Here is an 18,261-nt window from a genome sequence, read left to right on the forward strand (position 1 = left end):
ATTACTGGTACTTCAGACACGTATGAAATAATAAAACTGACCAAAAGATGTTACAGAGTCCAACGAATTGTACATAAAGTCCAATTTTTAACGGTTTTAGCATTCTATTTTTGAATAAAATAAAACTAAACCATTCAGAAAAATGTCAGACTACCTAAAACCAAACTCCTGCACCTATATTTCTCCTGACCTGGAACTTGTAAAAAGACTGCAACAGCTTATTGAAAGCCATTTCAGACAAAACCACGATCATGAATACTATGCTGCATCACTCCATCTTACATTAACACGACTCAATCGAATTACGAAATATTATATCAATAAAACCGTATATGAGATGCTTCAGGATCGCATCCATGATGAAGCCAAATTATTACTATCCACCACGACCCTTTCTTCCAAACAAATTGCTTTCGAACTTGGCATTTGCGATCCATCCTATTTCGGGAAGTGTTTTCGGAAACTGGAAGGTATCACTCCAAAGATTTTCAGAAAGAATCACCAAAACACCACAATTTGAAGCTATAATTCCATTTTATTAGCCATTAACCCCATAGGTTTGATGTATGAAGGAGATAAAAATCACCCAATTACTGACCAGCAAAACCTATACGCTGGACCGTTACTTCGCTGAAATCTCTCGTTATCCGGCACTTAGTCCGGAGGATGAAGCTATACTAGCTAAAAAAGCACGCGAAGGCGATGTAAGCGCCCGGGAAAAACTCATTCGTTGCAACCTTCGCTTTGTGATCACTGTTGCAAAAAAATACCAGGACTATGGTGTAGCCCTGGGTGACCTGATCAATGACGGGAACATAGGACTGATCAAAGCGGCCTCAAAATACGACGAAACCAAAGGTTTTAAATTCATTTCCTTTGCCGTTTGGGAAATCCGGCAAAGCATCACCCACAGTCTTACAAAAAGAAGACGTTTAGTTCGTCTTCCTGGAAATATCATAGCTGGTTATACCAAAGTTGTACAAGCATCTCTAGAGCTGGAACAACAACTCGAACGCGTCCCAAACCTCAAAGAAATTGCAGACTTCACACAACTGAGCGAAAAGCATATCTTTGAATTCATAAATACCGTATCCCATCCCATATCTCTGTATAAGCCCTCCACACAAGACCAGGACAGCAGTACACTCCTGGATCAGATCCCCAATATACAGTCGGAAGCCCCAGATCAGGAAGTCCTCAACCACTCTCTTAAAACAGACCTCAACAGGCTCATCAATAAACTTAGAGAACGTGAACAACAGATCATCCGTTTGTATTACGGAATGGATATGGCTTACCCCATGACGTTAAAAGACATCGCATCACAGATGAAAATGAGTCAGGTAACCGTACAGAAAATACAAGCCAGGTCCATAAAAACCCTAAAAGAATATGCCAAAACAGATTTGAAAGGCTATCTATAAAAATTCACTCACTCTTTGTCCCCCCACTCACCTCCCTCCCTCTGCAATTTGCTACAGAAAATTCACCCCATAAAGGTACCTTCTGTTCGGATGAATCGCATCTGCACTTGATACCTTTCAGGTAGCAAACATGACTTAACGCGGTTCAAGCTTAACCTTTAACACCCCATTTTTCAACGGAATTTTAAACTTATTTCTTTCCGTTTCAAAAACATTCCGCAAACCATAAACAACATTGGAAGCAACAGATGGCTCAATTTTTAAATACGCATGATCCGTATATTCATCCCTAGGATTGAGCTCCAGCTCCACAGCCTTACTTTGCATATCATAACTTACACTCTTAAAAGTCCCGGCGTCCAAAACAAGCCACAAGCTTATTGGAGCAAGATACACCCTGGATTTAGATGCCGTAGTCACTTCAACATGAACCAACGACTTTCTCACTTCCAGATTCCCGCCGAAAGCCAGCCAGCCCAACGCTTTATCCCTGATTATATAAGTCCCGGAATTTACGGCATAACCAAAAAAACCAGAACCATAATCTCCGGAAAGCCCATCAATCTTCATCGTAGAAGGAAAAGAATGAAAAGCCGCCGGACCAAATCCATCGTAAGTAATATTTCCAATAGCCCCCATTAAACCTCCGTAGCCAACCCTCAGTAAATGAAGGTCATCTGGATGTGACCTGAAAGCCTTCAGAACAGGAATAGCATTTAAACCCGAACCATAATGATGCAGCTGACGTTCAATTCTCGACAACTTACCCCCATATAGAAAATCCCAGTACCTTCTCGCGCTCCCATTATATCCCCAGCTTGGCAATGTAGGCATATAACCAAGAATTGCGTTCAAGGTTACATGAGCTTTATCTGCATACCCGAAATGATCAGACCACATATATACTTCCTCCTGCCCGGTAGAATCCCAGGGCATTTCACTGCCAAAAGGATACTTTAAAGACCGCCAGTGGTCTGCACGTGCCCGCATAGCCTTTTCCAAAAGATCGGCCTGCTGAACAAGACCTTCATCTTTCAGGTCCTTCAAAATCAGCAAAAACACCGTTCCTTCCATTTGACCAAACTCAGCATAAGTTGGGGCAAGCGACACCATAGCCATTGACGTATGAAAAGCCAGGTCCAGATACCACTTCCAATCCTTTCCGGTCACTAATCCCTGATGGTTGCGGGCCAAGCGGTACAAAACCCAGTCTGCCGCCGCCACATGCGGATAATTGTAAGATCGGCCTACATCGTTAGCCGCCTTGTGGTTCCAGGCCGCCCAGGTTTTATAATTGATTTCCGGACTATAAGTCCCTGCAGGAACCGAATCTGGCTGATAATAAAACAGACTCTTCTTCACCCCGTATTTCTCCGGTCCATCTTTAACCTGCAGCCCACCCCAAAGCGTACTGTCTGCAAACCGCTGCAGTTTGCGGATTTCAAGTGGACTAGGCTGCACCAGTTGTTTCATTATAGCCCCCAACCAGCTCCCTGCACCGCCCTCATCACTCAGTCCGGAAATCCAGACCCGGCCATCCTGTTTTACCTGCTCCTTCTTTTCATAATCATAACTGATTACAGAGGGGCTTCGCTTAAATAGATCATAAGGTTCTTCAAACCATTGTTCCCGGGTTAAAAAACGGCCATAATCTGCAATCAGCTCCGTTTCTGGTTTGATCACTTTATAACTGATAGTTTGCTCCAATCCATCCTGATAAGTCAAAGTTAAACGGGCATTGCCCCATTTCTTTCCCTTCACCTGGTAAGTGGTCCAGCCCTCAGCAGAAATACCTTTCCGCTGCCACTGAAGTGCCCCTTCCGGCATCACTTTAATCTCTTTGATCTGACCAGGGTATTTAAGAAATAATTTTGCATTAACATCCATTGGCAGGATATAGCCTGGTACACCAATGGCAACAGGTCTATGCTCTTGCAGCAACCTTGCCTCAATTCCTCCAATAGAATCTGCGAGTATAAATTTAAGCCCATAAACCCTGGTTTCTCCAGCTTTTAGCACAACAGAACGAGCTTCGTTCCATTGTTCTGCGACTTTCCAGTCCTGCTCCGTCCTTGCTTTACTGTAAACCATCCATTCATGGAAACCCTCAAAAGCAATTCCCCTGGGTGTTGGATCATCTAACAAAGGACTATAGGCTTCCAGTGGTGTCTTTCCATAAGGAAGCACCAGCATAGCCGGGCCTTCCCCGGTTAAACGGGTAACCTGCACATATCCCGCGTCCCGCCCAATATAAGGATCATAGAAGACATTACCCGCATGGGTTTCTTCAAGTGATTTCCCTTCCAGAATATTATTAAATACCATTGGGATACCCAATGCGCCCAACTCCACCGGACCTGTGCTGGTATTACTGATGCGAAACAGCAAGACCAGACTGTTTTGTTCCTTTATCCAGTAGCGTTTAACATTTAAGGGCAGATTTTGAGCCAAAGTAGCTGAAAGATCTGCAGCAGCAAGCGTGTCTCCCAGGACGGTTAAGGTTTTGACTTCATGACGTTGGCTTGCCGTGGAAAACTTTTGCCAGGAAAGTGAAGGATCTGTCCTCAATTGCAGATTGAGGTCTCCTAGATGATAAAACCCATCCTTTCCCCTTTTCGCCAACCAGTCTGCGGGTGTATAGTCAAATCCAATCTCGCCTTCAGGCTGCAGTCCTGCCATAGTTTGAGAAGATTTAACGAGTTTAAGCCCGAAAGGACCTGCTTTAAGATCCATCACTCCAGGTCTCAGATCCAGTGTGGTCGGCCTCGCTGCAATTTCCTTCCATCGGTCCTGGGCTTTACCATAGAAACAGACAGCGCCTTGCAGCAGTACGAATGCAATTATTTTAGGATTTATGGGCATAATTTTAGATTTGGGTGAAACAAGCGAATTAAAGCTTAAAATTAAGTGCCTGCCTGGCCAATATTTCACCATAAATTGCCTGATTATAGCCTATTTTTAGCACATAGCGACAAAGACCTTCTTCATCCTGCCAATAATTAAGCCTATTTCAATCCAAAAAAACAAAAACAGGGTTAATTTTCGTAAAGTTTGGATCAATTCATAGCCAGAGAATTTAAACTGGAATGTCGATGTTTGATCAGATGACTTGTTTGTTTAGACCCAAATTTGATTTGATAAAATGAAGATATCTTTCCTGTTCAAAACCGTTGTGACCAGTTTTACGCTGCTTATACTCTGCCATGAAGTAAAAGCACAACACACAAGAAAAACCTATAGCCATGCAGATACCCTGCGAGGAAGTTTAACACCTGAGCGTTCCTGGTGGAATGTTCAGCGTTATGACATCAGTGTTCAGCCAGATTATAAAGCAAAAACCATTGAGGGGAAGAACATCATCACTTATCTTGTTACTGCAAATCCTGGCAAGAAACGTATGCAAATTGACCTTAAAGCCCCTCTTTCCATAGATAGCATTTTATTAAACGGATCAAAAAAGCTCAGTTTTACCCAGGATGGTGATGCCTGGCTACTGGACGTACCTGACCAGAAAAAAGCTAGTATTCAAAAAATAGAGATCTTTTATCATGGCAAAGTACATGAAGCTATTCGTGCACCCTGGGATGGTGGATGGATCTTTACTAAAGACGCACAAAGCCGTCCCTGGATGACTGTGGCTTGCCAGGGCGCTGCAGGAGCCTCGATCTGGTATCCATGCAAAGACCATCAAAGTGACGAACCCGATAAAGGCGCTTCTTTAACCATGACCGTTCCCGATAGTTTAATTGCCGTGGCCAATGGCCGTCTGGCTTCTAAAAAAAACAATGGCAACGGTACAACCAGTTATAAATGGATAGTGGTTAATCCAATCAATAATTATTGCCTGATTCCCTATATCGGAAAATATGTCAACTTCACGGAGGTTTATCCCGGAGCAAAAGGAAAACTGGATTTGAGCTACTGGGTGCTGGATTATAACTTGCAAAAAGCCAAATCCTATATGCCTGCAGAAGTACAATATATGCTGAAGAGTTTTGAATACTGGATGGGTCCCTATCCTTTTTACGAAGATGGTTACAAACTTATTGATGCTCCACATTCGGGTATGGAACATCAAAGCGCAGTGGCTTACGGCAATAAATATCAACCCGGATATGGCGGAAGAGACGCTTCCGGAACAGGCTGGGGTATGAAATGGGATTTTATTATTGTTCATGAAAGCGGACATGAATGGTTTGGCAACAACATCACTACAAAAGACCTTGCAGACATGTGGGTGCACGAAGGCTTTACCAATTATAGTGAAACCCTGTATACTGAATACCGTTTTGGAAAAGGAGCTGGTGATGCCTACAACTATGGCATCAGAAAAGGCATCCGCAACGATCAGCCGATTATTCCGGAGTATAATGTCAACGCGCAGGGCAGCGGGGATATGTACCCTAAGGGTGCCAATATGATCCATACCATTCGCCACAGCATAGATAATGACCTGCTGTTCCGCAATATGATCCGCGGTTTAAATAAGACCTTCTATCATCAAACCGTTACCTCTAAAGAAATAGAGACCTATTTGTCTAAACAGGCAGGTTATGATTACAGTAAGGTTTATGATCAATATTTAAGGACCACACAAATCCCGGAACTGGAACTCCGTTTCAATCCGGCAAAAAATGAGGTGGCTTACCGCTGGCGCAATTGTGTAAAAGGTTTTAACCTTCCATTGGTTTTAAAACGGAAAGAGCTTCGTGTGAAGCTCTTTCCGTCAGAAAAATTTCAGACCCGAGCCTTAAAAACTGGCGAGGCTTCTTTACTTGAAACAGCAAACATAGAAAAGGCTTATTACGTCAGTGTTAAAGCGGAACAGATCTGATCTTACATTTTCTTAAACCAAATCGCTGTTCCTGCACCATTAAATCCAGTCATTACGATGGTGGATTGCTTTTTATTTTCCCAGTCGCGTTCTCTGGAAACATGCAGTTTATCTACAAACAAACCACCTGCCCAGCGCAGTTCCAGCCAGGGTGCATTATATACCCAGGTGTTGTTGGCATCTCCATTGATCTTTCCATCAGCGTTCAATGTGGTTTTACCTGCAACTGAATACTGAGGGTCGGTTTGCTCTGCACCATAGCCAGGAACAGTGACATAACCTAAAACGATCTGTTCATAATCTCCGCTGATCTGTTCCTTGCTTACCGCATCGTCAGGCACATTGGCATAACGTTCGGGGGAAACCAATGGCCAGCCTTCCGGTGTCCAAAAAATCTTTCGGACATGCAAAACCATAAAGTTCAGGTCTACGCCTGGTCTGCCCTGGGTGGCAATATAATATTGCCCTTTGTCCTGAAACACCGCGGGATGGGAAACACCTGCCCAGCCTCCATGGCCCATAAATTTATAGGGTGCCAGGATCATTGGTCCATGATCTTCCTGCAGGTCTGCACTGTGGCCATTCCAATCCAGAAAAGGTCCTGTTGGACTTGCAGAGCGAAATACCCTGACATTATATTTGGTCGCCAACCAGTCGTAGGCTACAAATAAGTAATACATTTTTTGTTCTGCATTGTAGATCACTTCGGGACCTTCCAGGTTCCCATTGTAATTGCCACCGGTCCTGCCCCGTCTTACAATACGTTTTCCCCGATCGCCTGCTACATTGGCCAATCCGGTTGCCGGGTTCAGTTGTACCTGGAACAGACCGTCCCAGGCAGAGCCATAGATCATATACTGTTCTCCTGTAGGGGTAATCATAACTGTAGGATCTATGGCATTGGTTCCTGGACCTGCAGTTACCGAACTGACAGCAATTCCTTTTTCTGTCCAGGGCCCTTCGGGAGAGGAGGCAGTAGCCAGTCCGATACAGCTAATACGGAACCCCGTTGAAGCCAGCGAATAATACAACCTGTATTCTGATCCTGCTTTTAAAATATATGGTGCCCAAAGTCCGTCATTGGAAGTCGCTCCGTTTTGCTTAATGTAATTATTGCCCATGGTGGGTATGCCACCAAATACCCAGCCTACAAATTGCCAGTTCACCAGATCTTTTGATTTGCGGATCTGGATGCCCGGCCGTACAGCAATGCCGTATCCAACATCTGTGCTGTAGCAGTAGAACCAGTCGCCACTTTTAAAAATAGATGGATCATGTACATTATATACTCCCCACATATAGCTGTACTGGGCAGCCGCAACGTCGGCATAAGTATCGTTAATGGTATTAATGTTAAAAGCCACATCTGCATGGGCGGGAACAGTATTTCCCAGCTTATCAAAAGCATTTTCTTTTTTACAGGCGTAAAATGACAGCGCAAGTGCGATGCCCAGCCAGAGCATTGTTGGTTTAAATAGGTTCATATCGGTTTGGTTATTGGAGGTGATTAGTGGCGCTGTGGTACGGATGGCCAGCCGTCTGACCATTGTAGTTCTTCTATCCGGAGCTTGGGTATGCCCTGGTCTGCGGCATCATAGGCATGAAAGATCAGGTAGTCGGTTCCTTCAAACTGAACAACCGCATTATGACCCGTTCCATTCCAATGTTCATCCCCCTGCAGGAGCAGGCTTCCGCCACCTTTGGCCATCGCTGCACCAGATTTGTCGAGATATGGGCCCTGAACAGATTTCGAACGGCCCACAATCATTTTATAAGTACTTTTAACACCTTTGCAGCAGTAATCTATAGAGGCAAACAGATAATAATATCCGTTCTTTTTAAACAGAAAGGGGGCTTCAATGGCATTGCCTCCTGCATCTGCAGGATTACCGTCTACCGCTGGGGGATTGGGTGATCCCGAATCCTTTTTCCGGCTGGCAATGGTTGGAATCCGGTTCAGGTCCTCGTCCACCTGCAAAAGATCTTTTTTCAGTTTCACCAGTTTTATGCCATCCCAGAAGGAACCAAAAACCATCCATGGTGTTCCGCGCGCATCGGTAATCACATTGGGATCTATAGCATTCCAATTGGTTTTACCAGGATAAGATTGCAGGATCTTGCCCTGATCTGTCCATTTAAAATACGGAGATAAGGGATCTAGCGTGGCATTGGTAGCCACACCAATGGCAGAAGTATTTTTGCCAAAAGCAGAAACAGAATAATACAGGTAATAAGTTCCCTTATTAAAAAGGATATCCGGCGCCCAGATATGTCCTTTAAACCCAGGAATAGCCTGTACCGCCCATCCCGGTACATTTGGGAACACCGGTTTTTCGGCCTTCCAGTTTTTTCTGTCTTTGGAACTCCAGACGTTGATACCCCAACCTGTAGCGAACAGGTAATAGGTATCTTTTTGTTTGATCATCACCGGATCGTGTACCGAAATACCAGTTTTATATTCCTGGGCACGGATATGAGTACCCAGGAATAAGATCAAAAAAAGAGTTGCGTATCTGGTCATGATTTCATTTTTATACGGATGACGTTAAAGGAATAAGGTTTTAACTGCAGGGAAATACGATTGTTCTTTACTTTCAGACTCTGCTCTTTCGGACTCACATTTACCGCATTACTAAAAGTATTGACGGCATCCAGATCTTGATTTTGCAACAAGATCAAGCGGCCTTTTGCTTCCAGCTTTTTACCTCCGGAAATATTGATCTCTTTGTTATTGGCCGATGAAGAGGCATTGATAACCTTTATGATCAGTTCCTTAGTTTTTTTATCGATCACTGCTGAAGCATAGATGCTGTCTTGTCCGGCAAGAATCTGGTTGTCTTCGAGGATACTCACTACGTCTGTTCCTTTGTTCAGGGAATACAATTGCTGTACATAATAATTAGGCGTACCATATACCCTAAGGTTATCTACCCAGATCATGTCCGGAGTCCACTGCCAACCTTCTGCATGCGCAAACAAAGGAGCGTAAGAGGCCATGTGAACGACTGCTGCGTTTCTTTCCAGGCCGGTCAGAAATGCCGCTTCCGCAATGGCACATTTCCAATTGTTCTTATTTGTAGGTTTGGCAATACCGTCACTTTGCGCAGCATATTCGCCTGCGAAAACTTTGGAGCCGTTGCGGTCATAATTATCGTAGCGTTTGGCATTTTGCAGGAACCATTCTGGCGATCGATAATAATGTTCGTCGATAATATCGGCTTTCGCTTTTCTTAGCGATTGATTCAGGAGGTCGAAACGTTCACCATTGGGGTCTGTCCCCGAGCTGTTGACCAGTTTAATTTCCGGATATTTACTTTTCACTGCTTTGGTAAATAAGGCCAGGCGCTCCAAATACTGGGGCCCCCAGTTCTCATTACCAATACCCATCATTTTTAAACGGAACGGCTCGGGGTGACCCATTTCGGCTCTAACCTTGCCCCAGGTGGTATTGACATCACCATTGGCAAATTCGATCAGGTCCAGCGCATCCTGTATATAAGGATCCAATTCATCCAACGGAACCAGCTCTGCAGTATTGAACTGACAGGCCATACCACAGTTCAAAATTGGCAGAGGCTCTGCACCGATGTCTTCAGAAAGCTGGAAATATTCATAAAATCCCAGGCCAAAGGTCTGGTAATAATCTGGTGACGGCCGGTGAGCAAATTCAGTGTTCCAACGATTTACCATCAGTTTACGGTTTTCTACTGGTCCAATTGTTTTTTTCCATTGGTAGCGGGTAGAAAGCTCATGTCCTTCTACGACACATCCTCCGGGAAAACGGATAAAACCCGGTTTCATATCGGCCAGCATTTGTACCATATCTCCCCTCAAACCACCTTTTCTGTTTTTCCAGGTATCACCTGGGAACAAGGAAATCTGGTCCAGGTCTATTTGCCCTGCACCTTCAAACCAGAGGTTAAATTTGGCTTTGTTCAGCGTTTCAGAGGCAGAAAAACTCAGGGATTGTTTTCTCCATTGCTTGTCTTGATGTTCGGGTGTCAATACACTTGAACCGATCACCCGGCCTGTACTGTCGATCAGTTCAGCATGTAATTTCAGGCCTGGGCTGGCATTTCTGTAATAAACAGAAAATTCATAGTTCAGGCCTTTTTTAACGCCTATTCCTTTGAAACCTTCGTTGGTCAGGCTGAGATCAGCTTTGTGAGCTCCCCTGGACACCACTCTTAAAAATCTGGGGTTATTGGGATCTGCTTCGCCTTTGTTCAATACCAATATATCACCTTCCTGTTTTTTTTGCCCCTGAACCGTCCAGCCCATCAAGGGTTTGTAGAATTCGAAAGAACGGTTCTTGATCAGTTCTGCATAGATACCTCCATCGGCACCCATATTGATGTCTTCAAAAAATACGCCCCACATTTCAGGTTGTATCTGGGCCGTGATCTGATCCGGGTTCACCACAATGGTTTTACTTTTTTGTGCCTGTGCATGGAACAGGCTGCATGCGGCTATGGTCGTGATTAAATATTGTTTTAACATATTATTTGCCTTTTAATCCTTCGGTTGTCATTTTGATGCGTTTCATTGTACCATCTGCGTTATAAAACAGCTCGTCTATACATACTGATCTTCGGTAACTGCCACCGGCTGTTGGAATGGAACCGTTATGGTAAATAAAATAAGACTTGCCTTTATAATCAATGATGGCCTGGTGATTGGTATTGGAATTTCCTGCCACTTCATTCAAAACACCCTTAAACTCCCAGGGACCAGTTACCGAACGACTCATAGCATAGGCAATCTTTTCAGGAAACTGGTAGGCATAAGACAAATAGTACCAGCCTTTACGTTTATGCAGCCAGGGGGCTTCTGTAAATCCCGGCAGATCAACTTTATGGATCGGGCCGTCTTGTTCAGTCATATTGGCTTTGAGCTTAATGTAATAACATTGACTATTGCCCCAGTAGAGATAGGCCTGTCCATCGTCATCAATAAAAACAGTTGGGTCAATATCATCCCAGCTGATCTTCACATCTGTGGTCATATCATTGGTAATTAATGCTGTACCCCTGGCATCTTTAAAAGGACCAATTGGACTATCGGCAACCGCAACACCTATGGCTTTCCCAGGAATACGGCCATGCTCAACAGCTGCATACCAGTAGAATTTTCCGTTTTTCTCGATCACCTGGGAGGCCCAGGCATCACCTTTTGCCCAGGAAAAATCCCGAGCTTTCAGCGGCGAGGGATGTTCTTCCCAGTCAATCAGATTGGATGAAGAATAGACCAGCCATTCATTCATCAGGTAACGTTCCTGTCCGGCAGGTGCTTCATCATGACCAGTATACAGATAGACCTTGTTTTTATAGACCAGGGCTGCAGGATCCGCGGTGTATTTATCTTTAATAATCGGATTGCCTTCTACAACTTTAACAGATTGTGCAAAACTGCTGAATGCAGGCAGGAAGCACAACGTCAAACAGACATTGGATAAAACTGAGGTTTTCAAAATCTTTTTCATCTTGCTTTTAATTAAGTTCAAGTACAGCTAAAGAAAAAGGCGGTAATTTCACCTTTAATTTTCCATCTTTCAGTACAGCGCCTTTAAAGGAAACAGCTTTGATATAATCCGGCTTTTCAAAGGTGTTGTGATCGTCTATTTTAGAAGAGCTCAGTATCCTGCCACTTACGTTCCTAAATTTCGCTCCGTTTACATCAATTTCAATCTCTTCAGTTTTACTGCTGTTGATGTTTACCACAGAAACATGTGTTAGCCCCCCTGCATTTTTGGAGGCAGAGACAGAAACCGAGGGCAGTTTTTCCTGTCCAAATACATAATCATCTGTTTTTACTTCTACCGGAAGCAGGGTAGCGTCCTGATGCACTTTGTACATCTCCATAACGTGATAGGTTGGTGAAAGCAGCATTTTTTCTTTATTTGTTAAAATAACCGCTTGAAGTACATTGATGCACTGGGCCAGATTGGCAATCTTCACTCTGTCGCTGTGGTTGTTAAAAATGTTTAAAGTAACTCCTGCAATCATGGCATCGCGCATGGTATTTTGCTGGTACAAAAACCCGGGATTGGTCCCTTTTTCTACTTCAAACCATCCGCCCCATTCGTCTACCACCAGGGCGATCTTTTTCTTTGGATCGTATTTATTCATAATGGCGGTATGTTTGGTGATCAGTTCCTCCATCCTTAAGGCCGTTTTCATGGTCTCAAAATATTGTTGCTCTGTGAAACCGGTAGCAGGTCCTTTTTTCTCCCAACTCGGAAAAGAATAGTGGTGCAAAGCAATACCATCCATCATCTGTAAGGGAATACCCTTCATTAAGGTTTCTGTCCAGTGGTAATCGTCTACATTAGCTCCGGAAGCAATTTTAAACAGATTTCTACCTTCCATAAAAGTCGCGTACCTGCGGTATTCTCCTACATAGTATTCAGGTGTCATATTGCCCCCGCAGCCCCAGGCCTCATTTCCTACACCCCAGAATTTCACATTCCATGGCTTGGTCTGCCCGTTCTTTACCCTCAAGTCCGACATCGGGCTTTTTCCTTCAAAATTCACATACTGTACCCAGTCTGCAAGCTCCTGAACGGTACCACTTCCGGTATTACCAGCCAGATAAGCCTCAGTACCCAGCAATTTGCACATGTTCAAAAAATCATGGGTACCAAAACTATTGTCTTCTGTTACTCCGCCCCACATAGTATTGACAATAGATGGCCGCTGCTCTTTTGGCCCGACACCATCTTTCCAGTGGTAACGATCTGCAAAACAACCACCAGGCCACCTCAGGTTTGGAATATTTAGATTCTTGAGTGCTGCGATGATATCATTTCTAACCCCTGCAGTATTGGGGATACTGGAATTTTCGCCCACATAGAAACCGTCGTATATGCAGCGGCCCAAATGTTCTGCAAAATGTCCGTAAATATGTTTGCTGATCGTACCGGATGGTTGATCGGCATGTAATTTAACTACAGTTTGCTGGGCAAACAGACCCTGGCTGCCCAGACTCAACAGGCAGGCACAGGTCAATTTGGAGAGATTTTTTTGGAGTAGGTTCATCTGATTGGTATCGGAATTAGTTAGCAGGATTACGTGAAATATTTGGGTTGACATTCAGTTCTGAAAGCGGAATGGGCAGATATTCTTTACCGGGCGTCCAGGTATTGAAGTCTCCGTCATGCGCTTTCAAAATAGCTAGTTTTTCTGGTTTGTACAGCCATTTCCAGCGGATAATATCATTGATCCGGATAGATTCTATAGCAAATTCCAGGGCTCGTTCGTGAGCGATTTGGTCGCGCATCTGGTCTTGGCTCAGACCTGGTTTTGTGGTCCTCAGGTCTGGGAGATTGGCACGGTCACGCACTTGCTGGATATAATCGTAAGCAGCCGTGGTATTGCCGGATTCGTTCAGTGCTTCGGCATACATCAGCAGTACATCTGCATAACGCATGATCCTGTAATTAATGCCGGAATTTTCCTGATCATCATTACCTGGCCAGTTCAGGCCGTCATGGGTGTATTTTCTTGGGTAAATAGCTGTTTGAGCGAAGGGCCAGGTATTACCATATACAGTGATAGAATTATCATCCGGCTCGTAAGAGGCAATAGTGGCCAGCAAACGGGGATCGCTTTTATCGGTTTTGGTTTTCTCGATTTTATATTCGTTATAAATCCAGCGGGTGGGTAAAAAATCGGAATAGCCATAACCATCCATTGCATAAGTTCTTCCGGTTGAGCTCACTTGTTTCCAGTTGGCATTAGGCTCGCCCCCATAATTCATTACAGTTCCACCTAATGCATCAGGCTGACCAAACTGTACTTCGAACAAGGATTCTGCATTGTTCTTGTTGATCTCTTTGAAATTATCGCGGTAATCGGCCATTAATCTATAGGTTCCTTTCATGGAGCCATTGATCAGGTCGTTAAATTCGGTGGCTGCATCCTGCCATTTTTCCCGGTACAAATAGGCTTTCCCCAACATACCTGTTGCTGCTCCTTTGGTGGCGCGTCCTATCTGGCCGGCGTCGGCCCCTGTAAGGCCCACATAGCTTAAGGGCAAAGCATCTTTGGCTGCTTTAAAATCTGCAATGATCTGATTCCACAAGGCTTCTTCTGTAGCCGTATGCGGGAAATACTTTGTTTTATCGGTAGGCAACTCATCTATTAAGGGCACAACTTTGTAGGTAACCGCAAGGTTAAAATAAGCCAGACCGCGAAGAAAATGTGCTTGTCCAAGCAAACGTTTCTTCAGATCCTCATTCATGGTAATGGAAGGCACATTAAAGATTACCTGATTTGCCCGCCATACGAGCTGGTAATGCGTTGCCCAGAGCCATTGTACTGGTCCGGAATTGGAAGGTATAGTGAAATTTCCAACCTGTACAAGATCACTCCAAGGACTATCTCCAGTAAAATCATCCCCCCTTCCATCAGTAAGGGCGGGAAACATCCGCATATAAGTTCCATCCTGGATTAAACTGTTGTATACTGCATCTAATCCTGCTTTTGCATCGGCTTCAGTTTTCCAATACAAGTCTATGGTTTTGGCATTAGGGTTCTGGATATCCAATTGCTTTTTGCAACCGGTAAAAGCCAGTCCTAATAAAACGCCATATAATATTTTCTTCATCACGTTGTGTTTAATTATATTGATCTTTTTTAAAAGCCAGCTTGTATCCCAAATAAGAAAGTTCTTGGAGTTGGATAGGAGCCTGCGTCGTAACCTGGTTGAAAAGGGTCTCTTTGTGCAAAATCCGGGTTATAACCTTTGTAATATTGGAAGGTGTAAGCGTTTTGCACGGTGGCATAAATCCTTAACCGCTGCGCAAATTTGACAAGTTTTTTTGGAAGCGTATAGCCTAAGGAAATTGTATTGATCCGTAAATAGTCTCCTTTTTGAAGCCAGCCTTTACGATCAGAATCTATTCCGTTCTGGTTTGGATCATTTGCCACTAAACGAGGGTATTCATTATTAGGATTGCTTGGTGTCCATCTGTTTAGCGCATCTTCATGATAGTTAATATAATCTGTGGTGTGCATTAATGAGCGGTACAATCCGCTATTAATCAGGTATCCTGCCGCACCAGAAGCAAAGAAGGTAAAATCGAAGCTTTTATAACTGGCATTAAAGTTTAAACCATAATACACTTTAGGTAAAGAACTACCCAGATCTGTCCGGTCATAATCGTTAATGATTCCATCTGGAGCGCCATTTGGGCCGCTAATATCTTTGAATTTCAGATCGCCTGGTGCAGTTAAGGAATTTTGAAAAGCATGGTTATTGATTTCTTCCTGCGACTGGAATACTCCTTCGACAACTCTACCGTAATGTCGGCCAATTTCATGTCCTACTTTACTTACAAATCCACCAACAATACGCTGTGTTTCTGTGCTGTTGAGCTCCAGCAATTCGTTACTAACCGTAGTCACGTTAGCAGACACATCCATGGTAAAATCTCCTTGTCTTTTATGATAACCCATCACTACCTCAAATCCTGAATTGCGCATAGAAGCTGCATTGACCGTAGGATAAGTATTAATAGATCCCACACTTGCCGGGATTTGAACGCCGATCAAGGCGTCTGATGTTTTATTATTATAATATTCTGCGGTCACATCAAACATACCATGAAACAAAGAAGCATCCAATGCTATATTTTTAGTAATCTTCGTTTCCCATTTTATAGTACTGTCATAAACATTGGTTTGTGTTCCGCCTACAACTTTACTTCCATTAAAGTTGTATACGATATTGGGGTTCAGATAGCCTTGATAAAGAAATTCTCCTATATTGGCATTTCCTAGTTTCCCATATCCCCCTCTAAGTTTCAAATCGCTGATGAAAGAAGGTAATGTAAAGAACTTCTCTTTACTGATGCGCCATCCGGCAGATATTCCCGGAAAATTACCATATTTATTACCCGGTGCAAATCTGGTCGATCCATCTCTTCTGAAATTTGCGGTGAGCAGATAACGGTCATCATAATTATAATTCAAACGGGCAAACATCCCAAAAAAAGCATACGGATATTTACTTCCGGCTAAAGATTTATTGGTTCCGTTATCTAAAACCAGGTAATCCGGATCAAGTTGTTCTGAATGTCCACTGAGTGTACTTGTCGTGTTTTTATTGTAACTGACCCCGGTAACCACATTAACGACATGCTTACCAAAAGTCTTATCATAAGTCAGCGTATTGTCGATTAAATTATTGGTATAGGTTCTGGTGGCATTGTCTAAACGGTTCACCGATTCTTTAAAAAAGAAGCCAAGATCAAATACCGGCTGAAAAGCAAAATCGTGTGCTATGGTTTTATCATAAGCAGCGTTTACCTTGTATTTTAAGCTGTGTCCGTTACTGTTGAGTAGTTGCGCTTCAGCCCAGGCTACTGCAAAAGTTCTGTCTACATCTGTATAATTGGTAAATAAGCTATTTACCCCCACCACATTAAGCGATATCGCTCTTTCCAAATCTGATTGTGTACCTCCAAAACCGTTAAGCATCGTGGGGTCATAAACCTTTTGTGTTGGGATGGCAATCAATAAGTCATTGATCATAGCCGGCCTTCCTCCTTTTAAAACATCACCACGGTAAGTGAGTGAATTTTCTTTAGAATGAGTATAACTTAAAGATTGGCCGAACTTAAAGATTCCCTTTTGCTGCGTAGTATTTACACGACCTGTGTAACGGGTATAATCGGGGCCCTGGCCTACAAATGTACCACCTTGTTTAAAGTAATCAAGGGATACATTGTAGGTAGAGCTTTCCGTACCACCAGAAAAATTAAGGTTCTGATTGACTCTCTGACCTGTTTTTAAACCTTCCTTTTGCCAGTCAGTATCCACATTACTGATGTAACGTGGATTGTTGGGATCATTGGCTGGTGCCATGGTCTGATTGCCATTCAATTGGGATTCATTATTTAAAGTTTGATAACCTACACGGTTGGCCACTGGTATCCTCTGAGCCACTTTATCCACTCCGTAGTAACCGCTATAGTCGATGCGTAAAGGGGCTCCCTTTTTACCTTGCTTAGTGGTAATGATAATGACCCCATTGGCTGCTGCTGCACCGTAGATCGCCGCCGCAGTACCATCCTTCAGGACCTGCATAGATTCAATATCATTTGGACTAAAATCTCTTGGGGGATTAAAAAGCATGACTCCATCTACGACATACAAAGGTGTCTGGTTGCCAAAGGTGGTTAAGCCACGGATACGAATCGTCGGCGACGAACCTGGCTGACCATCATTGGTTACCGAGATACCAGCCACGCGACCCTGTAGCAATTGTCCAACATCACTGGCCGATGTCTTTTTCATCTCTGTTGTATTTACTGAAGCTACCGAACCGGTCACATCACTTTTCTTCTGGCTTCCATAGCCGACTACAACGACATCGTTTAGGGTTACACTGCTTGGTTTTAGCACAACATTAACCTGGCTTCGCCCATTTAATTCAATCTCCTGATCTGTAAAACCCAGGAGTTTCACCAACAACACATCATTAGCGGATGCAGGAATAGAAAAGTGACCACTACCATCTGTCGCGGTAGCCGCAGGCTTCCCTTTAACCTGAACGGTTGCTCCAGGTAGTCCTATGCCCTGCTCATCGGCAATTTTTCCTTTGACCAGAGGCTGACTCTGGGCTTTCAGGAAAACCGGAAAGAAAAGGAGCAACAACAGCAAATGCCAATTGTGCCTCCGGTAATTTTGGAGTAAAAAAGATCTCATAGAATTATATGTTTATTATTTGGTTGCAAGTGAGAATTAACAAAAAGTAAAGGTGCCGCCGGGATGTACATAGTTGAAAATTTCGCCTATAAATCCGGAACATTTTCATGCCTTATTCCTTCAATTATAGCACAGGTTAATACTTGGTTTTTTATCCTGATCAATACTTTATGATCATAAATCGAATGTAGGGAAAAAACATTAACCGTCAAATTAACATTTAAAAACAAGATAGAAGTTGATTTGATAATTAAAAACATCATACAAACAGCTCACCAAACAGTACATAAAC

Annotated in this window: 11 protein-coding genes; 3 read left to right on the plus strand and 8 right to left on the minus strand. The window is 43.5% G+C overall.

The genetic code is table 11. The features are described from left to right. Nucleotides 1-142: 142 nt before the first annotated feature. Nucleotides 143-520, plus strand: a complete 378-nt coding sequence (locus DBR11_RS12485; RefSeq protein ID WP_108552998.1) for an AraC family transcriptional regulator — start codon at nucleotides 143-145, stop codon at nucleotides 518-520. Between the two features lie 46 nt (nucleotides 521-566). Further along, complete coding sequence (locus DBR11_RS12490) at nucleotides 567-1,424, plus strand: RNA polymerase sigma factor RpoD/SigA (RefSeq protein ID WP_108552999.1); 858 nt, start codon at nucleotides 567-569, stop codon at nucleotides 1,422-1,424. Between the two features lie 135 nt (nucleotides 1,425-1,559). Here the strand turns inward: DBR11_RS12490 and DBR11_RS12495 are convergent, their stop codons facing one another. Then, nucleotides 1,560-4,286 (minus strand): DUF5695 domain-containing protein, encoded by a 2,727-nt coding sequence (locus DBR11_RS12495; protein WP_199233827.1) that lies wholly within the window; start codon nucleotides 4,284-4,286, stop codon nucleotides 1,560-1,562. A gap of 280 nt (nucleotides 4,287-4,566) precedes the next feature. Here DBR11_RS12495 and DBR11_RS12500 point away from each other — a divergent pair, with 280 nt between their 5' ends. Next, nucleotides 4,567-6,258 carry a M1 family metallopeptidase gene (locus tag DBR11_RS12500; RefSeq protein WP_108553000.1) on the plus strand — a complete coding sequence of 564 codons (1,692 nt, stop codon included), beginning with the start codon at nucleotides 4,567-4,569 and terminating at the stop codon, nucleotides 6,256-6,258. Between the two features lie 2 nt (nucleotides 6,259-6,260). On the opposite strand, the gene DBR11_RS12505 is transcribed toward DBR11_RS12500, so the two are convergent. From DBR11_RS12505 to DBR11_RS12535, 7 genes are read right to left on the minus strand one after another with little or no spacing between them, the layout of a single operon-like run. Further along, nucleotides 6,261-7,805, minus strand: a complete 1,545-nt coding sequence (locus DBR11_RS12505) for an arabinan endo-1,5-alpha-L-arabinosidase (RefSeq protein WP_199233828.1) — start codon at nucleotides 7,803-7,805, stop codon at nucleotides 6,261-6,263. Continuing rightward, nucleotides 7,766-8,779 carry a family 43 glycosylhydrolase gene (locus tag DBR11_RS12510; protein WP_108553002.1) on the minus strand — a complete coding sequence of 338 codons (1,014 nt, stop codon included), beginning with the start codon at nucleotides 8,777-8,779 and terminating at the stop codon, nucleotides 7,766-7,768. The genes DBR11_RS12505 and DBR11_RS12510 overlap by 40 nt, the downstream gene beginning before the upstream one ends. Next, nucleotides 8,776-10,758 (minus strand): alpha-L-arabinofuranosidase C-terminal domain-containing protein, encoded by a 1,983-nt coding sequence (locus DBR11_RS12515; protein ID WP_108553003.1) that lies wholly within the window; start codon nucleotides 10,756-10,758, stop codon nucleotides 8,776-8,778. The genes DBR11_RS12510 and DBR11_RS12515 overlap by 4 nt, the downstream gene beginning before the upstream one ends. Nucleotide 10,759: 1 nt before the next feature. Beyond that, nucleotides 10,760-11,740, minus strand: a complete 981-nt coding sequence (locus tag DBR11_RS12520) for a glycoside hydrolase family 43 protein (RefSeq protein WP_108553007.1) — start codon at nucleotides 11,738-11,740, stop codon at nucleotides 10,760-10,762. Between the two features lie 7 nt (nucleotides 11,741-11,747). Continuing rightward, nucleotides 11,748-13,295: an alpha-N-arabinofuranosidase gene (locus DBR11_RS12525; RefSeq protein ID WP_108553008.1), complete on the minus strand. Its 1,548-nt coding sequence runs from the start codon at nucleotides 13,293-13,295 to the stop codon at nucleotides 11,748-11,750. 16 nt (nucleotides 13,296-13,311) lie between these two features. Next, nucleotides 13,312-14,865: a RagB/SusD family nutrient uptake outer membrane protein gene (locus tag DBR11_RS12530; protein WP_108553004.1), complete on the minus strand. Its 1,554-nt coding sequence runs from the start codon at nucleotides 14,863-14,865 to the stop codon at nucleotides 13,312-13,314. Between the two features lie 29 nt (nucleotides 14,866-14,894). Further along, a complete protein-coding gene (locus tag DBR11_RS12535; RefSeq protein WP_108553005.1) occupies nucleotides 14,895-17,969 on the minus strand; it encodes a TonB-dependent receptor in 3,075 nt (1,024 codons plus the stop codon). Nucleotides 17,970-18,261: the final 292 nt, after the last annotated feature.

It is taken from the genome of Pedobacter sp. HMWF019, from assembly GCF_003061025.1.
Taxonomy (GTDB): Bacteria; Bacteroidota; Bacteroidia; order Sphingobacteriales; family Sphingobacteriaceae; genus Pedobacter.